This is a genomic window from Variovorax sp. KBS0712, assembly GCF_006323185.2.
Classification (GTDB): domain Bacteria; phylum Pseudomonadota; class Gammaproteobacteria; order Burkholderiales; family Burkholderiaceae_C; genus Variovorax; species Variovorax boronicumulans.
Window position 1 is genome coordinate 432,178 of record NZ_VCCD02000002.1, and the last position, 14,682, is coordinate 446,859.

At 70.6% G+C, this 14,682-nt stretch carries 13 protein-coding genes; 2 read left to right on the plus strand and 11 right to left on the minus strand.

Features of this window, described 5'->3' with window-relative positions:
- Positions 1-138: 138 nt before the first annotated feature.
- Positions 139-606: a helix-turn-helix transcriptional regulator gene (locus tag FFI97_RS34330; protein WP_062482955.1), complete on the plus strand. Its 468-nt coding sequence runs from the start codon at positions 139-141 to the stop codon at positions 604-606.
- Positions 607-630: 24 nt separating this feature from the next.
- Here the strand turns inward: FFI97_RS34330 and FFI97_RS18910 are convergent, their stop codons facing one another.
- The 11 genes from FFI97_RS18910 to FFI97_RS18960 form a co-directional block, all read right to left on the minus strand.
- Positions 631-1,287, minus strand: a complete 657-nt coding sequence (locus FFI97_RS18910) for an energy transducer TonB (protein WP_139702543.1) — start codon at positions 1,285-1,287, stop codon at positions 631-633.
- A complete protein-coding gene (locus FFI97_RS18915; RefSeq protein WP_139702542.1) occupies positions 1,284-1,721 on the minus strand; it encodes an ExbD/TolR family protein in 438 nt (145 codons plus the stop codon). Before FFI97_RS18915 ends, FFI97_RS18910 begins: the two co-directional genes overlap by 4 nt.
- Before the next feature lie 28 nt (positions 1,722-1,749).
- Entirely contained in the window at positions 1,750-2,178 is a 429-nt protein-coding gene (locus tag FFI97_RS18920) for an ExbD/TolR family protein (protein WP_139702541.1), read from the minus strand.
- A 31-nt stretch (positions 2,179-2,209) separates the two neighbouring features.
- Positions 2,210-3,079, minus strand: coding sequence for a MotA/TolQ/ExbB proton channel family protein (locus FFI97_RS18925; RefSeq protein ID WP_139702540.1), 870 nt, complete (start codon positions 3,077-3,079; stop codon positions 2,210-2,212).
- 30 nt (positions 3,080-3,109) lie between these two features.
- Positions 3,110-4,273, minus strand: coding sequence for an alanine racemase (locus tag FFI97_RS18930; protein ID WP_139702539.1), 1,164 nt, complete (start codon positions 4,271-4,273; stop codon positions 3,110-3,112).
- On the minus strand, positions 4,270-6,636 hold the full coding sequence (locus tag FFI97_RS18935) for an alpha/beta fold hydrolase (protein WP_139702538.1): 2,367 nt from the start codon (positions 6,634-6,636) through the stop codon (positions 4,270-4,272). Before FFI97_RS18935 ends, FFI97_RS18930 begins: the two co-directional genes overlap by 4 nt.
- Complete coding sequence (locus FFI97_RS18940) at positions 6,633-8,306, minus strand: serine hydrolase domain-containing protein (protein ID WP_139702537.1); 1,674 nt, start codon at positions 8,304-8,306, stop codon at positions 6,633-6,635. Before FFI97_RS18940 ends, FFI97_RS18935 begins: the two co-directional genes overlap by 4 nt.
- Positions 8,307-8,357: 51 nt before the next feature.
- Positions 8,358-9,749 (minus strand): MFS transporter, encoded by a 1,392-nt coding sequence (locus FFI97_RS18945; RefSeq protein ID WP_139702536.1) that lies wholly within the window; start codon positions 9,747-9,749, stop codon positions 8,358-8,360.
- Position 9,750: 1 nt separating this feature from the next.
- Positions 9,751-12,255: a TonB-dependent receptor domain-containing protein gene (locus tag FFI97_RS18950; RefSeq protein WP_144004484.1), complete on the minus strand. Its 2,505-nt coding sequence runs from the start codon at positions 12,253-12,255 to the stop codon at positions 9,751-9,753.
- Positions 12,256-12,327: 72 nt separating this feature from the next.
- The gene (locus tag FFI97_RS18955; RefSeq protein ID WP_095948770.1) at positions 12,328-13,326 is read right to left on the minus strand and encodes a FecR family protein; all 999 of its coding nucleotides are present in this window, start codon (positions 13,324-13,326) and stop codon (positions 12,328-12,330) included.
- Positions 13,323-13,895, minus strand: a complete 573-nt coding sequence (locus FFI97_RS18960; RefSeq protein ID WP_223301388.1) for an RNA polymerase sigma factor — start codon at positions 13,893-13,895, stop codon at positions 13,323-13,325. Before FFI97_RS18960 ends, FFI97_RS18955 begins: the two co-directional genes overlap by 4 nt.
- 313 nt (positions 13,896-14,208) lie before the next feature.
- Between FFI97_RS18960 and FFI97_RS18965 the strand changes: the two genes are divergently transcribed.
- Positions 14,209-14,556 carry an STN domain-containing protein gene (locus tag FFI97_RS18965; RefSeq protein ID WP_139702534.1) on the plus strand — a complete coding sequence of 116 codons (348 nt, stop codon included), beginning with the start codon at positions 14,209-14,211 and terminating at the stop codon, positions 14,554-14,556.
- Positions 14,557-14,682: the final 126 nt, after the last annotated feature.

A 14,682-nucleotide genomic window follows, 5' to 3' on the forward strand; every position in this document is an offset into this window, starting at 1 on the left:
CCCCTTCGTCGACAAGCGACTGGCGCGCCCGCTGCCTGCCTATACTGAATTCGAGGCAAAGGGCCTGCGAGCATCCTGTCTCTCGATGCGTGCGGGCGCCATACGCAGCAATGCGTATGCACCGTGAAAGGGCATGCCATGACGCACCTGTCGCGCAACGATTGGGCGAGCGCACTTCGCCTGCTGGACAAACTGGAGTCCGGCCATGTGCCCGTGCGGCATCGCAGCGCCGACGCGCATCCCACGCGCACCACCCGCCGCATCGCCAAGGCGCCGGGCCGGCGCGAGTTGCGCCGCGCCGCCCAGCAGGCCGACTACTGCCGGCGCGTGGGGCTGGAGCATGCGATGGCGGTGGCCTTCCTGTACCGGTTGGCCTGCCGCACGCCGGCGCCGTTGCCCGATGCACAGCCCGCCGGCCTCACGCCGCGCGAGGGCGATGTCATGCACTGGCTCTCGCAGGGCAAGACCGATGCCGAGATCGCCGCCCTGCTGACGATCAGCCCCCGCACCGTGCACAAGCACCTGGAGCATGTCTACGTGAAGCTGGGCGTGGAGACGCGCACGGCCGCCGTGATGCGCGCGCTCGCCATGGGCCGATCTGTCTGAAGAAGAGAGACCGGCTCCTTCCCCCTACTCGATGCGGAAGACGAACTCCTGCGTCGCCAGCACCTCCGCGTCGCCCGTGGTCTGGCATTCGTAGCGCATCACCGCGGCGCGCACGGCCGAGTGGTACACGCGCGGCCCCGACAGGAAACGCACCTCCTGCACATGGCCGCCCTTGATGCGCACCTCGGCCTTGACCACGCCGCCGATGCCTTCGTCCATCGCCTTGCGCGGCATCTCGGGCTTGACCTGCCGCGGGCAGGCCACCGCGATGTCGGTGGTGGTCGCCTTCGGCGGGGCCGGCGGCGGGGGGGGCGCCGGCGGTGCGGCCGGCGGCGGCGGCACGGGCTCGGTGTTCTGCACGGCGGTGATCGCGGGCGCCGACGTGGCCGGCGGTGTCACGGCCGGCGGCGGCACGTAGGCCGGGCGCGGCGGCGGCGGGGCCTTGGGCGTTTCCTGGCGCACGATCTTCTTCGGCGGCGGGGGCGGCGGTGGCGGTGGGGGCGGCGGCTTGATCTCGCTGATGATGGTCGCGTCCATCGGCTTCTTGATCAGCTCGACCGTCTGGCGCGCCAGCCCCGATACGAGCGCATAGCCCACGCCGACGTGGAACAGCACCATCACCGCGATGCCCACAGGCCCGAAGCGTGATTTCGGGTTGAAGTCCTTGCGGGAGCGCTTCATGGGATGAACTGCTCCGCGCCCACGATGCCCAGCTTGCTCACGCCCGTGCGCTGCGCCGAGGCCATCACGCCGGCCACCACTTCGTACTTGGCGCGGCGGTCGGGCCGCAGGTGCACCTCGGGCTGCACCGCCTGCGCGGCGACCTGCTCGAAGCGCCGTTCCATCTCGCCGCGGTCGGCCAGCGGCTCGCCGTTCCACTGCACGACGCTGAGCGCGTCGATGTCGATGCGCAGCACCTCGGGCTTGAGCTCGCTGGGCGGCGGGTTGCCCGTGGGCATGTTCAGGTTCACCGAATGCAGCTGGATCGGAATGGTGATGATCAGCATGATCAGCAGCACCAGCATCACGTCGATGAGCGGCGTGGTGTTGATGTCCATCATCGGCTCGTCGGAAGGCGTGCTGCTGCGCCGCCCCTGCTTCTGTTTTCTTGGCATGGCTTGCTTGTCTCGCTGTCTGCTCGTCTCAGTTGCGCGCGGGCGGCTCGGTGATGAAGCCCACCTTGGCGATCCCGGCCGCCTGGCAGGCGTAGATGATCCGGCCCACCGGCTCGTAGTCGGAATGCCAGTCGCCGCGGATGTGCACCTCGGGCTGCGGGTTCAGGGCCGCCACCTTGGTGAGCCGCGCCACCAGTGCGGGCGTGCCCTGCACCGGCGTGTCGTACCAGTAGGTGCGGCCGGCGGCGTCCACCGAGATCACGACGGTCTCGGGCTTGCTCTCGCGCACCTCGTTGCGCTCCTTCGGCACCGCGACGGGCACCGAGTAATTGACCACCGGGATGGTGATGAGAAAGATGATCAGCAGCACCAGCATCACGTCGACCAGCGGCGTGGTGTTGATGGCCGCGATGGCCTGTTCCTCGTCTCCCCCGGAGGCCGGGATGTTCATCGCCATGGCGCGATCCGCTTGCGTGCGTGCGCGCGCGTCAGGCCGCGGCGCTGCCGGCCAGGATCACGGAGTGCAGCTCGCCGCTGAACTCGCGCACGTCGTCCATCACGGTGATGTTGCGGCGCAGGAGCCAGTTGTAGCCCAGCACCGCGGGCACGGCCACGGCCAGGCCGATGGCGGTCATGATGAGCGCCTCGCCCACCGGGCCCGCCACCTTGTCGATCGAGGCCTGCCCCGCCACGCCGATGGCGGTGAGCGCGTGGTAGATGCCCCAGACGGTGCCGAACAGCCCGACGAAGGGCGCGGTGGAACCCACGGTGGCCAGCAGCGACATGCCGTTGCCCAGGCGCCGCTGCACGCGCTCGGTGGCGCGGTGGATGCACAGGTCGACGAAGTCGGCGAAGTCGACCTTGCCGCGCAGGCCGTCGTGCTTCTGCGTGGCCTGCATGCCGGCGTCGGCGATGAAGCGGAACGGGCTGCCCTCGGCCAGCCGCGCGGTGCCGGCCTGCACGGTGCCCGCGTTCCAGAACTCGTTGTCGACCGCGCGCGCCTGGCGGCCCATGCGCATCTGCTCGAGCAGCTTGGTGACGATCACGTACCAGCTGCCCATCGACATGATCGCCAGGATGGCGAGCACGGCCTTGGCGACCGCATCGCTCTGCGACCAGAGCGCGCCCACGCCGTAGGGGTTGTCGACCTTGGCGGTGGCGGCCGGCGTGGCAACCGGGGCTGCAGGCTTCTCGGGCACCGCCACGGGCGCCGGCGCGGCGGCAGCAGCCGCGCTGGCCGCGGCCTGCGGTGCGGCCGGCGTCTGGGCGCCTGCGAGTTGCGGCGCGCTGCCCAAGCCGAGGGCCAGAACAAAGGGCGCGGCCACGGCCGTCAGCCGTGCAAGGAATGTCTTCGTCATCGTTGTCTTCTCCAGAAAAATTGATTGGCTTCAGGCGCCGGCCTGCCAGCCGTGCGCCTTGTCCCAGACCGCCTGCACGCCGCTGCCCGCGCCGTCCACCACGTGGTAGCGGTCGTAGGGCGCGGCCGTCATGCAGGCGTGGTGCGGCAGCACGCGCACGCGGGCGCCCAGGGGCAGCGCGCGGAACATGGCCTGTGCGTCGTCATCGCCTTCGCAGGCGATCAGCCCATGCTCCTGATGCAGCTCGGCCACGCACAGGCCGGGCAGCGGCACCGTGCCGTCGGCCCGGCACACCAGCCCGAAGCCCAGGCCGGCGCGGAACTCGGCCGCCGACTGGTCCTTCGACAGCGCGAGCGCGCCGGCATCGATCAGCACGCGGCGCGAGCGCGGGTTGTGGCCGATCACCGTGGCCAGCACCGACAGCGCGATCTCGTCCACGCCGCAGATGCCGCGCGCCGCCTGGTCCAGGTCGAAGAAGGTGTAGACGCCGGGGCGCATCTCGGTGACGCCCTCGAGCGACTGCGCGCACACGGCCGTGGGCGTGGAGCCCACGCTCACCACCTCGACCGGGATGCCGACCGCGCGCAGCCGTTCGGCGGCATGCACGGCGCCGGCGCGCTCGGCCTCGGCGATGGCGCGGATCGCCGTGCCGCCCTGCACGTGGTAGCTGTGGCCCGCATGCGTGAGCACGCCGGCCAGCGCCAGTGATTCGCTGCGCTGCACCTCGCGCGCGAGCGAGAGCAGGCCGTCGTCGCGCGGACCGACGCCGCCGCGGCCGCCGCCCGTGTCGATCTCCAGCAGCACGCGAAAGCTCGCGCCCAGCGCCCGCGCGCGGGCACCGGCCGCCTGCACGGCCTCGACCGAATCGGCCAGCAGCGTCACGCGCGCGCCGTGCGTGCGCTGGATGTCGTGCAGCGCCTCGATCTTGTTCGCGTCGATGCCCACGGCATAGGTCAGGTCGGTGAAGCCGTGGCGCGCGAAGTAGGCGGCCTCGGCCACGGTCGACACCGTGAGCCCGCCGGCCTGCCCGCGCGTGGCGCGCCGCGCCACTTCCGCCGACTTGGCGGTCTTCAGGTGCGGGCGCAGCGCCACGCCGTGGCGCGCCGCGCGCTGCGCCATCGCTTCGCAGTTGCGTTCGAGCACGCCGACGTCGAGCAGCAGCGCGGGCGTGGTGAGTTCGGCCAGGGGCGTCATCGACCGGTTCCGGACGCGATCTGCGCCATCACGCCGTCGATTTCCTCGGCCACGCGCTGCACCAGCGGCGGCAGCAGCACCAGCGTCATGTGCGCGGCGCCTTCGATGCACGCCAGGCGGCGTTGCGTCGACAGCGCCGCATGCGCCTCCTGGAACTCGGGCCAGCGCGCCTGCACCGCGGCAAGCGCTGGGTCGGCGCCGGCCGGCAGCGGCTGCTGCTGGGCCCACAGCACGGCGAGCGGACGCGAGCCGAAGTCGGGCGACGCGGCCGCCTGACGCGCGACCTGTGGAAGCCCGCGCACCTCGGCCAGCGTGGCGTCGAGCGCTTCGGGCGTGTAGGTCGCCTTCATCTGGCGCAGCACCTGCGGCATATCGGCGAACAGGGCCTCGATGGGCGCCTGCTCCGGCGGCGGCGGGCCGCCGGCCTGGAAGTCCGCGCGCTTCACGCGCTCGGCCGCGAACTGCGATTCGGGCGGGTGCTCGTACATCGCGAACTGGTCGGGGTGGCTGGCATCGAGCATCACGACACCGGCCACCTGCTGCGGATACAGGCCCGCATAGACCCGGTTCAGCAAGCCGCCGAGCGAATGGCCGACGAGCACGATCGGGCCCGTCACGCCGGCGGCTTCGAGCAGCGCATGCAGGCGGTGCGCGGTGCGCTCGCCGTCGAAGGGCGCGTCGTCGGCCTCGCTCCAGCCCATGCCGGCGCGGTCGTAGCTGATCACCGGGTGCTTCGCCGCCAGCGCCTGCTGCAGCCGCGCGTAGGTCGTCGAGGCACAGCCGCCGCCGGCTTCGATCACGAGCGTGGGCTGCGCGGCGCTGGCCGGCACGGGGCCGCTGCGCTGCAGGTGCATCGCACGGCCGTCGATGGTGTACAGCTCGCCGGGCGCGGCCATGTGGTACGGGCGACCGGGCTGTTCCACGCGCGGCCAGTAGTCGAGGTCGCGCACGCGGTACGGCAGGTTGGCGAAGTCGGTGCTCAGCGAGGCCGGCGTCGACACGTACAGCACCGACTTGGCCAGGGGGCCGAACTCCGCGTGGAAGTGCTGCGCCGACTTCACGATGACCAGCTTCTTGGCCGCCAGGTCGATGCCCAGGCCCGTGAAGAGGTCGGCGCCGATGACCTGGTTGCGCTTGCTGATGAGCACGATGTCCACGCCGTCGGCCGCCTGCACCCACACGCACGGGCCCATGGGCGTGCGCACGCCCGACAGGCCGCCTTGCGAATGCGCCTCCACCACGCGCTTGACGGTCACGTGCAGGTCGATCGGGTCGCCCGAGGCCGGGCCGCACTTGCCGCCCAGGCGCAGCTCGAAGCTCGCGCCCTCGCCCGCGTCGCGGCACAGCTGCACCGCGCCCAGGTCCCACACGCCGCCGAAGGCCACGTCGCCGATGCCGCGCTCGACCACGGCGCGCAGCATGAAGGTGCTGTCGCTGGTGGCGCCACCGCCGGGGTTGTCGGCGGTGTCGGCGATGACCACCGGACCATCCGGCGTGGCCATGGCTTTGGCGAGCGTCTCTTCGATCGAGAGCGAGGGCACGCCGGTTTCGTGGCGCAGGTCCCAGAAGCCGCGACCCAGTTCTTCGGCCAGCTTCGCGGCCAGCGCGGGGTCGTTGTCGGTCACCACCCACAGCTTGGCGCCCGACTCGGGCACGTCGGCCCAGGGGAAGCCATGGCCCAGCGACACCGAGAGCACGCCCGGCAGCTTTTCGGCGTCCTGCATGCGGCGCACGAAGCCGGCCATCGGTTCGCGCGTGGTGTGCCACTTGCCGACCATGCGGCAGTCGTGCACGGCTGTCACGGGCTTCACGCGGCCCTGCGCGGTGTCGACCACGATGCGGATCAGCTCGGTCAGGCGCTCGAACGCATCGGTGTGCGGATATTCCTTGTAGCAAATGATCGCGTCGGCCGTGTTCACCATCTTCTGCGTGAAGTGGCAGTGCAGGTCGAGCGACACGCCGATGGGCACGTTCGGCCCGACGATCTCGCGCACGCGCGAGATCACGTCGCCTTCACAGTCGTCGTAGCCGTCGGCCACCATCGCGCCGTGCAGCACGAGGATCACGCCGTCGACCGGGCCGGCCTTGCGCAGGTCGTCCAGGATCTCGTCGCGCAGGCGCTCGTACACGCTGCGCACGGTGCGCCCCAGCGGCTGCGCGAAGGCCAGCAGGCTCTCGACCGTTTCATGGCCTTCGGCGGCCAGCTGCCGGCGCACTTCCACCGCGTACAGGCCGTAGCCGGTGGCGTCGCGCGTGCTGGCGTCGCCGCGGAAGATGCCGTATTCCTCGTAGCTGCCCAGGCCGGTGGGGGCCGAGACGAAGGTGTTGGTTTCGGTGGCGAACAGGGTGGTGAAGAACTTCATGCGCGGGGCTCCTGGCGGGCAAGGTGGATGTTTCGCGAGCGCGTCGTGGCAAACAGCAGTCCCACGACCCGGCCACCCTTGCGCTCCACGTTGAGAACCGATTTGCCCAGCTGGGCCAGCACCGGGTCGACCGAGGCGAGCGTCGCCACGTCGGCCGACAGCGGCGTCAGCACGCACGCGTGCTGGCCGTGGCGGCCCTGCACGGTGAGCTGCAACCTGCCGTCGACCAACACCATCCGCGCGGTGGCGTCGAGGTCGGGGCTGGTGTAGTCGCCGCACAGTTCGTCGGCGAGCGAGGCGGCATCGGGCGCGGTCTCGGGCAGGCGCTCGAAGCGGCGCGGCTGGCCGCCTTCGTGCAGCACGAAGGCATCGGGTGCGCGTTGCGGGTCGATGTCGGCGGTGTCGATCACGAGGTCGTTCGTCGGCAGGTCCTGCAGGCCCAGCCACAGCTTGCCGTCGCCCTGGTTCAGGGGCCTGGCCTCGCCGGCCTGCCACGACAGCGCCAGCTTGCCGGCCACGTCCGCAAAGCCCAGCAGGCCGCCCGTGGAGGGGGCGTGGTAGCGCTGGCCGGGCAGCGCGGGGAAGGCGCTGGCCAGCGGGCGCACCTCGGGCGGCGCGAGCGCGTCGCCCAGCAGCAGCTCGATCACCTTGAGGGCCAACGCCGACGGCGACACGGGCGCGCCGTTCACCATGGCGATGATGTCCAGCCCGTGGCTGGGGACGCTGATCATCTGCGACTGCGCGCCGAGCACGGCGCCCGCGTGGTGCACGATCTCGACGCCGCGGTACGGGTGGCGCGCCAGGCCGAAGCCGTAGTTCACCCGGGAGCCCGACGACAGCGTGGTGGGCGCCGACAGCAGGGCCCAGCTCTTCGCGCTGCCCACGATCTTCTCGCTGCCGTGCATGTGCGCGAGCCAGCGCAGCATGTCGTCCGCCGTCGACACCAGCGAGCCGCCGCCGTCGAGTTCGCACGGGTACAGGCCGCGGCGCCAGCCGCCGCCGGGCGCGGGCATGTACAGGCCGGCCATGCCGGGGACCACGTCCAGGTCGGTCACCACCGACGAGGTGTCGGCCATGCCGAGCGGGTCGAACAGGCGCGCCTTCAGGAAGTCCTTGAAGCTGCGGCCGCTCACGCGCTCGACGATCTTCGCCAGCAGGAAGTAGCCGCCGTTGCTGTAGACCATGTGCGTGCCGGGCTCGAAGTTCAGCTCGCTCTGGCGCGCCATGGCCGGCAGGCCCGGGCCGGGCAGCGTGAACGTGAGGCCGTGCGCGATGGCCCACAGCTCGTCGTGGCCGCGCCAGCCGCTGGTGTGCGTGAGCAGGTGGCGCAGCGTGGGGCCGTTGGCGCTCAGCTGCGGCAGCTCGGGCAGGTATTTCTGCACCGGGTCTTCCACGTCGAGCAGGCCGTCTTCGGCCAGCAGCAGCACGGCCATGGCGGTGAAGTGCTTGCTGGTGGAGGCGATGCGCATGCGCGTGGTCGGCGTGAGCGCCACGCCCATCTCCAGGCTGGCCATGCCGACGGCGCGGCGGTACAGCAGGCGGCCATGCTGTGCGACGGCCAGCACCAGGCCGGGCGCGTCGCTGCGGTTCAGGGGCGCCACCAGCGCGTCGATGGCGGCCAGCGCGGAGGCGGTGTCAGGAAGAGAAGCTGAAGGGTGTGGTTGTGACATGGAGGAACAACGAACGATGAAAGGGGGGAGCGGAATCTCGACGCGGAAGGCTCAGTTCGGCTTCGCTTCGCGCATCAGGCGAACGAACGGGCCTTCGGCGGCACGCAGCACCATGGCGCCCAGGCTGCCGCCGACCAGCGTGGTCACGACGATGGACACCGCCAGCCCGTTGGGCATCGACTTGAGGGCGTCCGACAACATGCCCACCACCAGCGGACCCACCACGCCGAAGGGCAGGCTGGCCAGCGTGAGCATGGCGATGGTGCGGGCGCGCAGGTGCGGCGGCGCCGCGTCCTGCAGCACGTTGGGCAGCAGCACCGCGCTGCCGATGAGCGGCACCACCAGCAGGCCCAGCAGCGCGAAGTTGTGGTTGGCCGAGCTCGTGAACAGCAGCAGCGTCGACATCAGCGCCGCCGAGAGGTTGCCCAGCATGATCAGCCGCAGCGCCGCCGCCGGCCCCATGCGCGGCTGCACGTAGCGCATCGACAGCACGCCCAGCAGGCCGCCGGCCACCGTGCCGCACAGGAAGGCCAGGCCCATGCCCTGCCCCATCTGCACCGGCGTGACGCCGTAGGTGCGCGCCGTGAGGATCGGCAGCCAGGTGCCCAGCGAGCTCAGGCCCACGCTGGTCAGGCCCACGCCGACCACCAGGCCCGCGAAGGTGCGCCAGTGCTGGCGCAGGTGCTGGCGCAGGGTCGTGGCGCCCGGTGCGTCGGCGGCCGGTGCCCCGGGCGTTGCCTTGGCTTCCAGTGCGCCGCCGCGCGGCGTGCGCCGGATCGACAGCACCAGCAGCGTCACCGGAATGCCGGCGCTGGCCAGCACGAAGAAGGTCAGGCGCCAGGCTTCGAGCTGCTGCATCGCGACGGGCAGCCAGGGCCGCAGGTCGTCCGTCAGGTGCACGATGGTGCCGCCCAGCAGCGCGCCCAGCGCACTGCCGAAGATGGCCGACAGCGCGAACACCGCATTCGCCAGCACCCGCTGCGCCCGCGGGAACAGGTCGGGGATCATGCTGTTGGTGATGGGCGTGAGGCCCGCCTCGCCCACGCCCAGGCCGACGGAGGCGACGAACAGCACGCCGTAGTCCATGGCCGTGCCGCGCATCGCGGTGGCGGCGCTCCACAGCACCACGCAGGCGGCGAGCACCACGCGCCGGTCGTAGCGGTCGCTGAGCCAGCCCAGCGGCAAGGTGGCGATGCCGGTGAACAGCACGATGCCCGCGCCCTGCAGCAGCCCGAGCTGCGTGTCGGAGAGCGACAGCGTCTGGCGGATCGGCTCCGTCAGCAGCGTGAGGATGACCTTGTCGATCGAGCCCAGCACCGTCGCGATGATGAGCACTGCCAGCGCATACCAGGCGCTGGTGGGCGCCTTGCGGGTCGTTTCCAGGGCCGCAGGGGCGGCCGCATCCAGCGGCATCGGTGCCGCGAACGGTGGGAGGCCCGACATGTCAGAACGGGACGTTGACGTTGAAGCCGATGGTGCGCGACTGTGCGAGCGCCGCCGTGACGATGTTCGGATTTCCCGTGAGGCCAAGTTCGACCGACACGATGCCGCGCTTGTTCGCCAGGTTGCGCACGTAGGCCGAGACGCTGAAGCGCTTGAAGTCGATGCCCGCCTGCAGGTCGACCAACGTATACGCCGGCATCTTCATGCTCGGGATGACGCTGCTGCCGCGGTAGCCCGCGTCGCGCTTGCCGGTGTAGCGCGCGCTGATGCCGACGTAGGCCGGGTGCTCGGCGATGCTGAAGTTGCGCGTCGCGCCCAGCGTGGCTGCGAAGCGCGGCGTCTGGGGCAGCCGCGTGCCGGCCTTGGCTTCCAGGCCCTTGGCGTCTTCGGTCAGGCGCGCATCGACGGCCGCGGCGTTCGCGGTGAAGCGCCACTCCTTGCTGGGCTTCCAGTTGAGCGTGAGTTCGCCGCCCTTGATGCGGGCCGCGCCCGCGTTGGTGATGAAGCTGAAGGCGCCGCTGCGCGTGGGCTGCTGCACGCCGCTCCACTCGATGTCGTACAGCGCGGCCTCCAGCGACAACGTCCGGTCCAGCAGGTCGGCCTTGTAGCCGAGCTCGTAGCTCCACAGCGAATCCGAGTCGTACGTCGGCTGCACGACGCGGCGGTCGGTGTCGGCCTTCAGTACGTTCGGGCCGCCCGGCCGGTAGCCGCTGGCCGCGCGGAAGTACACGTTGCTCGTATCCGACAGCAGGTACCTGGCCGCGGCGAGGTAGGTGGTCGGGCTTTCCGACGAGGTGCCGGCAGCATCGGCGGCGACCGGACCGACGAGACGGCCGGTCTGGCGGCTGGCGTATTCCTGGTGATTGCGCGCCAGGCGCACGCCGCCGGTGAGCGAAAACGCGGGCGTCACGTTCCAGGTGGCGTTGCCGTAGACGGCCTCTTCGCGGTAGCGCGAAGACTGCGTCGAGTTCAGCAGGCCGATGCTACCCAGCCCCGCGGCCAGGTTGGCGTCGAGCGAGCCGTTGTTGCTGCCGCGCTCACGGTTCAGGTACAGGCCTGCGAGCCATTCGAAGGTGGTGCCCGAGCGCGAGGTCAGGCGGAACTCCTGGCTGATGCGGTGCTGCTCCACGGTGCTGGTGATCGGCGCCGAGGCCACCGGGATGCGCACCGCGCCCAGCAGCGGCGCGTAGCGGCTGGTGACGTCGACGACGTTGTTGATCTTCACGTCCTGCGCGGAGGTGATCGAGTTCAGGCGAGCCCATCCGAAGTCGTACTCCACGTCCAGGCCGAACAACTGCGAGAGGTTGCGGTACGACTCGCCGGCCGCCAGGTCGCGCGTGCGCTCGCGCCCCCACGGGCGCAGGGTTCGCCGGTCCATGTCCTCGAAGCCCAGGCCCTTGCGGTGCACGTCCTGCACGGTGCCCGTGAGGCGTACCGTGAGTTCGCGCGTGGGCGTGAGCAGCAGCGAGACGCGGCCCCCGTCGGTGTGGCCGCGGTCGATGTTGCGGCCGCGCGCCAGGCCCGTGGCGTCGTAGCTGCCGCCGATCTGGTCGGTGAAGGCGGCGAAGCGGATGGCCGCCACGTCTTCCTTGAGCGGCACATTGAGCACCGCGCCGGTCGTGAAGCCCGGGCCGCCGCCTTGCGTCCAAGAGGTGCCGAAGCGCACCGAGCCCGCGAACTCCATGGTGTCGGGCTGGTTGGTCACGTACTTGAGCACGCCGCTCATGGCGCCCGCGCCGTACAGCGTGCCCTGCGGGCCGCGCAGCACCTCGATGTGGCTCAGGTCGAGCATGCCCATGTCCATTGGCGTGATGCCGCTGCTCGCGCCGGCCGAGCTCAGGCCGGTGGCCACGTCGTCCACGTACACGCCCACGGTCGCGATGCCCTGCACCGGGCCGGTGGTCAGCCCGCGCATGGTGAGGATGCCGCCCACGCTGCCGCTGCTCGTGAGGTTCACGCCCGGCTGCTCGGCCACATAGTCGGCCAGGTTCTTGGCGCCCGCGCGCTCCAGCGTCTGCGCCTTCATCACGTTGACCTGCATCGGCACTTCGCGCACCGGCTCGCGACGGCGCGTGGCGGTAACGGTGACGCTGTCGAGCGACTGCGGTGTTTCCTCGGCCTGCGGCTTAGCGGCGGCAGCGGCCGTGTAGATCACGATGGCGCCGTCGTCACCGCGGCGCGTGCGCAACTGCGTGCCTTCGAGCAGCTGCACCAGCGCCTCCTGCGGCGAGAGCGCACCCTTCACGCCGCGCGTGGCCACGCCCTTCACGTCGTCGACTTTGTAGAGCAGCTGCACGCCGCCCTGCGCGATGTAGGCATCGAGCGCGGTCTTGAGATCGCCACCGCCGACGTCGAAGCCATGCACCGGTGCCTGCGTCTGCGCGTGTGCGGACATTCCGCTCGCCAGCGCCCACGCGCCGCCAATGACCCATGGGCGCAACGCGGCAGCCCCATACGTTCGCTTCTTCTTGGACGGCATACCGGGACGGGGTGCGATGCGATTCATGGGGGTGTCTCTCCAGCGTGGTTATTTGTTTGGGTACCCACTGAGACGAATGCCCCGTCACATTCCGGTAATTTACGGATTCGAAATTCTGATTTCGTTGCCGCTCTCATGCGCCGCAAGGCCGAAGCCCTGCTTGAGAAGCCCCACGAAGCCGCTCATGTTGTTGGCATCGAAGCTGCCGCCGATGCGCACCTGCGCAATGACCGGGTCGGCGATCACGAGCTTGCGCAGGTTGTAGCGGTTGAACTGCGCGGCCGCGTCGCCCAGCGTGGTCTGGTCGAACACGAGCTTGCCTTCGCGCCAGCTGAGTTCGTCGTCGACCTGCTTGGGTGCCTTGGACATCACGAGCACGTTGTCGGCATGCGTGACCGCCGCCTGGTTGCGCGTGAGCACGGTGGGCTCGGCGCTTCGGGCATCGGGCTTGGCCGCGGCGATCTGCACGCGCCCTTCCTCCACCGTCACGTTCACCTGCTCGCCCTGGCGCCGCACGAGAAAGCGCGTGCCCAGCACGGTGATGCGGCGGTCGCCGGCGATGACGACGAAGGGATGGTTCTTGTCGTGCGCGATGTCGAAGTAGGCCTCGCCCGCATCGAGCCACACCTTGCGCCCGCTGTCGTTCACGGCCGTGCGCACCTGCGTGGCGGTGTTCAGCGTGAGCTTCGAGCCGTCGGACAGCGCGACCGACTGGCGCGCACCTACGGCTGTGGCGTAGTGCTGGCCGCGTTCTTCCTGCGTGTACTGCCAGCCGAGCCAGGCTGTGCCGGCCGCGGCCACGAGCACGCCGGCAGCGATGCGCTGCAGCGAGAAGCGCGACAGGCGTTGAGGCGGACGCGCCGTCTGCGGCTGTGGTGCAGGCGTCGGCGCGGGGATCGGGATCGCCGGCGTGCGCAGCGCGCCCAGCCGGTCGCCGCGCTCCCACGCGCTGGACAGCCGCAGCCAGGCCACGCGGTGGGCGATGGAGGCGGCAATCCAGGCGTCCAGCTGCTGCTGGTCGGTGTCGGTCCAGTCGCCGCTGTCGCGGCGGGCCAGCCAGTCGGCGGCCAAGGATTCGATGCGCTGGGCTTCGCTCATGGTGAGAGCCTCCGCTCGTTCTGCGCTCGCCCGAAGGCCTTGGTGTCCAGCTGCACGCCGCCCGACAGCAGGGCATCTGCCAGGGCGCGCACGCCGCGCGAGACCTGCCGCTCCACCGTGTCCTCGGTGATGCCCAGCTGCGTGGCGACCTCGCGCTGCGAGAGCCCGTCGATCTTGCGCATCTCGACCACGCGGCGGCACTTGGAGGGCAGCGCGTCGAGCGCCGTCTGCAGCAGCCGCAGCTCGCCGCGGCCGGCGGCGTGGCGTTCGGGCGTGAGCTCGTCGGCCGAGAAATCGAGCGCGTCGAGGTCGGCAATGATCTCGATGGAAACGATCTGCGCGCGTCGGGCGCGGTCGATCAGCAGGTTGCGCGCGGTGGCAAAAACGAAGGGCTTGACCTGGTCGGGCATGGATCTGGAGGCGGACTCGTAAATGCGCACGTAGACGTCCTGCCGCAGGTCGGGCACTTCGGCGTCGTCGCGCCAGTTGCGGCGAAGGAAGCGCGTGAGCGCGGCTTCCATCGGCAGCACCTCGCTGACGAACCAGGCATCCAAGTCACTGAGAACCACGAAGCGCTCCTGGAAATTGAAGGGCCGACACACAAAGCGGCAGGTCGCCGGGATTGGCGACAGACAGTGAGACGAACGGCCCGAAGATTTCCGGTAACGCGCGAAGGCCCGCCGGCGAAATTTCCTTGAATTCCCGTGCCCGGCGGCGGACCCGGAAATTCTAGAAGGCCGGGCCCGAGGGCTTTTCCCCCTTGCCCCGTTACCGGAAAGTGCGCTCGAACTCGTCTCACCGGGGGCAGAAGAAAAACCAATTCGCGGAAAACAGACCGACATGATTCGAATCCGGAGGCAGCCCCCCACCTTCCTTGCCCTCTTGCTCACCCGCCCCCGCCTTGCCCTCGTGGCCGCCGCCGGCCTGCTGGCGACGGGGCTGGCCTTTGCCCACGCGCGGGAGTTCGACGTGAAGGGCGGCGAGCTGCGGCCCGCGCTCGACGCCTACATCGCGCAGTCGGGCGTGCAGCTCATCTACAAGATGGAAGACGTCAAGGACCTCTCGACCCGGGGCATCAGGGGAAAGATCGCCGCCGACGCGGCGCTGGAGCGCCTGCTCGACGGCACGCGCCTGCGCGTGCGGCGCGGGCAGGACGGCGCGATGGTGCTCATCGCGCCGGCGCGCTCGCCCGCGGCCGCCCGATCGGAGCCGCCGCCGCGCGTCGAGTAATACGATTGGTTTCCCTCGCGCACCTGCGCAACACTCCGCCCCCCAGGAACCCCGCGAGATGCACCGCAATGGCGCGCATTTCTCGCACTTTCTGACACACTAGCTGCGCAACGCGCGAAGGGTGTG

What these genes read in the sequence shown, in the direction of transcription:
- FFI97_RS34330 (WP_062482955.1), top strand. Translation starts at nt 139, where the DNA reads ATGACGCACCTGTCGCGCAACGATTGGGCGAGCGCACTTCGCCTGCTG.
- FFI97_RS18910 (WP_139702543.1), bottom strand. Translation starts at nt 1,287, where the DNA reads ATGAAGCGCTCCCGCAAGGACTTCAACCCGAAATCACGCTTCGGGCCT.
- FFI97_RS18915 (WP_139702542.1), bottom strand. Translation starts at nt 1,721, where the DNA reads ATGCCAAGAAAACAGAAGCAGGGGCGGCGCAGCAGCACGCCTTCCGAC.
- FFI97_RS18920 (WP_139702541.1), bottom strand. Translation starts at nt 2,178, where the DNA reads ATGGCGATGAACATCCCGGCCTCCGGGGGAGACGAGGAACAGGCCATC.
- FFI97_RS18925 (WP_139702540.1), bottom strand. Translation starts at nt 3,079, where the DNA reads ATGACGAAGACATTCCTTGCACGGCTGACGGCCGTGGCCGCGCCCTTT.
- FFI97_RS18930 (WP_139702539.1), bottom strand. Translation starts at nt 4,273, where the DNA reads ATGACGCCCCTGGCCGAACTCACCACGCCCGCGCTGCTGCTCGACGTC.
- FFI97_RS18935 (WP_139702538.1), bottom strand. Translation starts at nt 6,636, where the DNA reads ATGAAGTTCTTCACCACCCTGTTCGCCACCGAAACCAACACCTTCGTC.
- FFI97_RS18940 (WP_139702537.1), bottom strand. Translation starts at nt 8,306, where the DNA reads ATGTCACAACCACACCCTTCAGCTTCTCTTCCTGACACCGCCTCCGCG.
- FFI97_RS18945 (WP_139702536.1), bottom strand. Translation starts at nt 9,749, where the DNA reads ATGTCGGGCCTCCCACCGTTCGCGGCACCGATGCCGCTGGATGCGGCC.
- FFI97_RS18950 (WP_144004484.1), bottom strand. Translation starts at nt 12,255, where the DNA reads ATGAATCGCATCGCACCCCGTCCCGGTATGCCGTCCAAGAAGAAGCGA.
- FFI97_RS18955 (WP_095948770.1), bottom strand. Translation starts at nt 13,326, where the DNA reads ATGAGCGAAGCCCAGCGCATCGAATCCTTGGCCGCCGACTGGCTGGCC.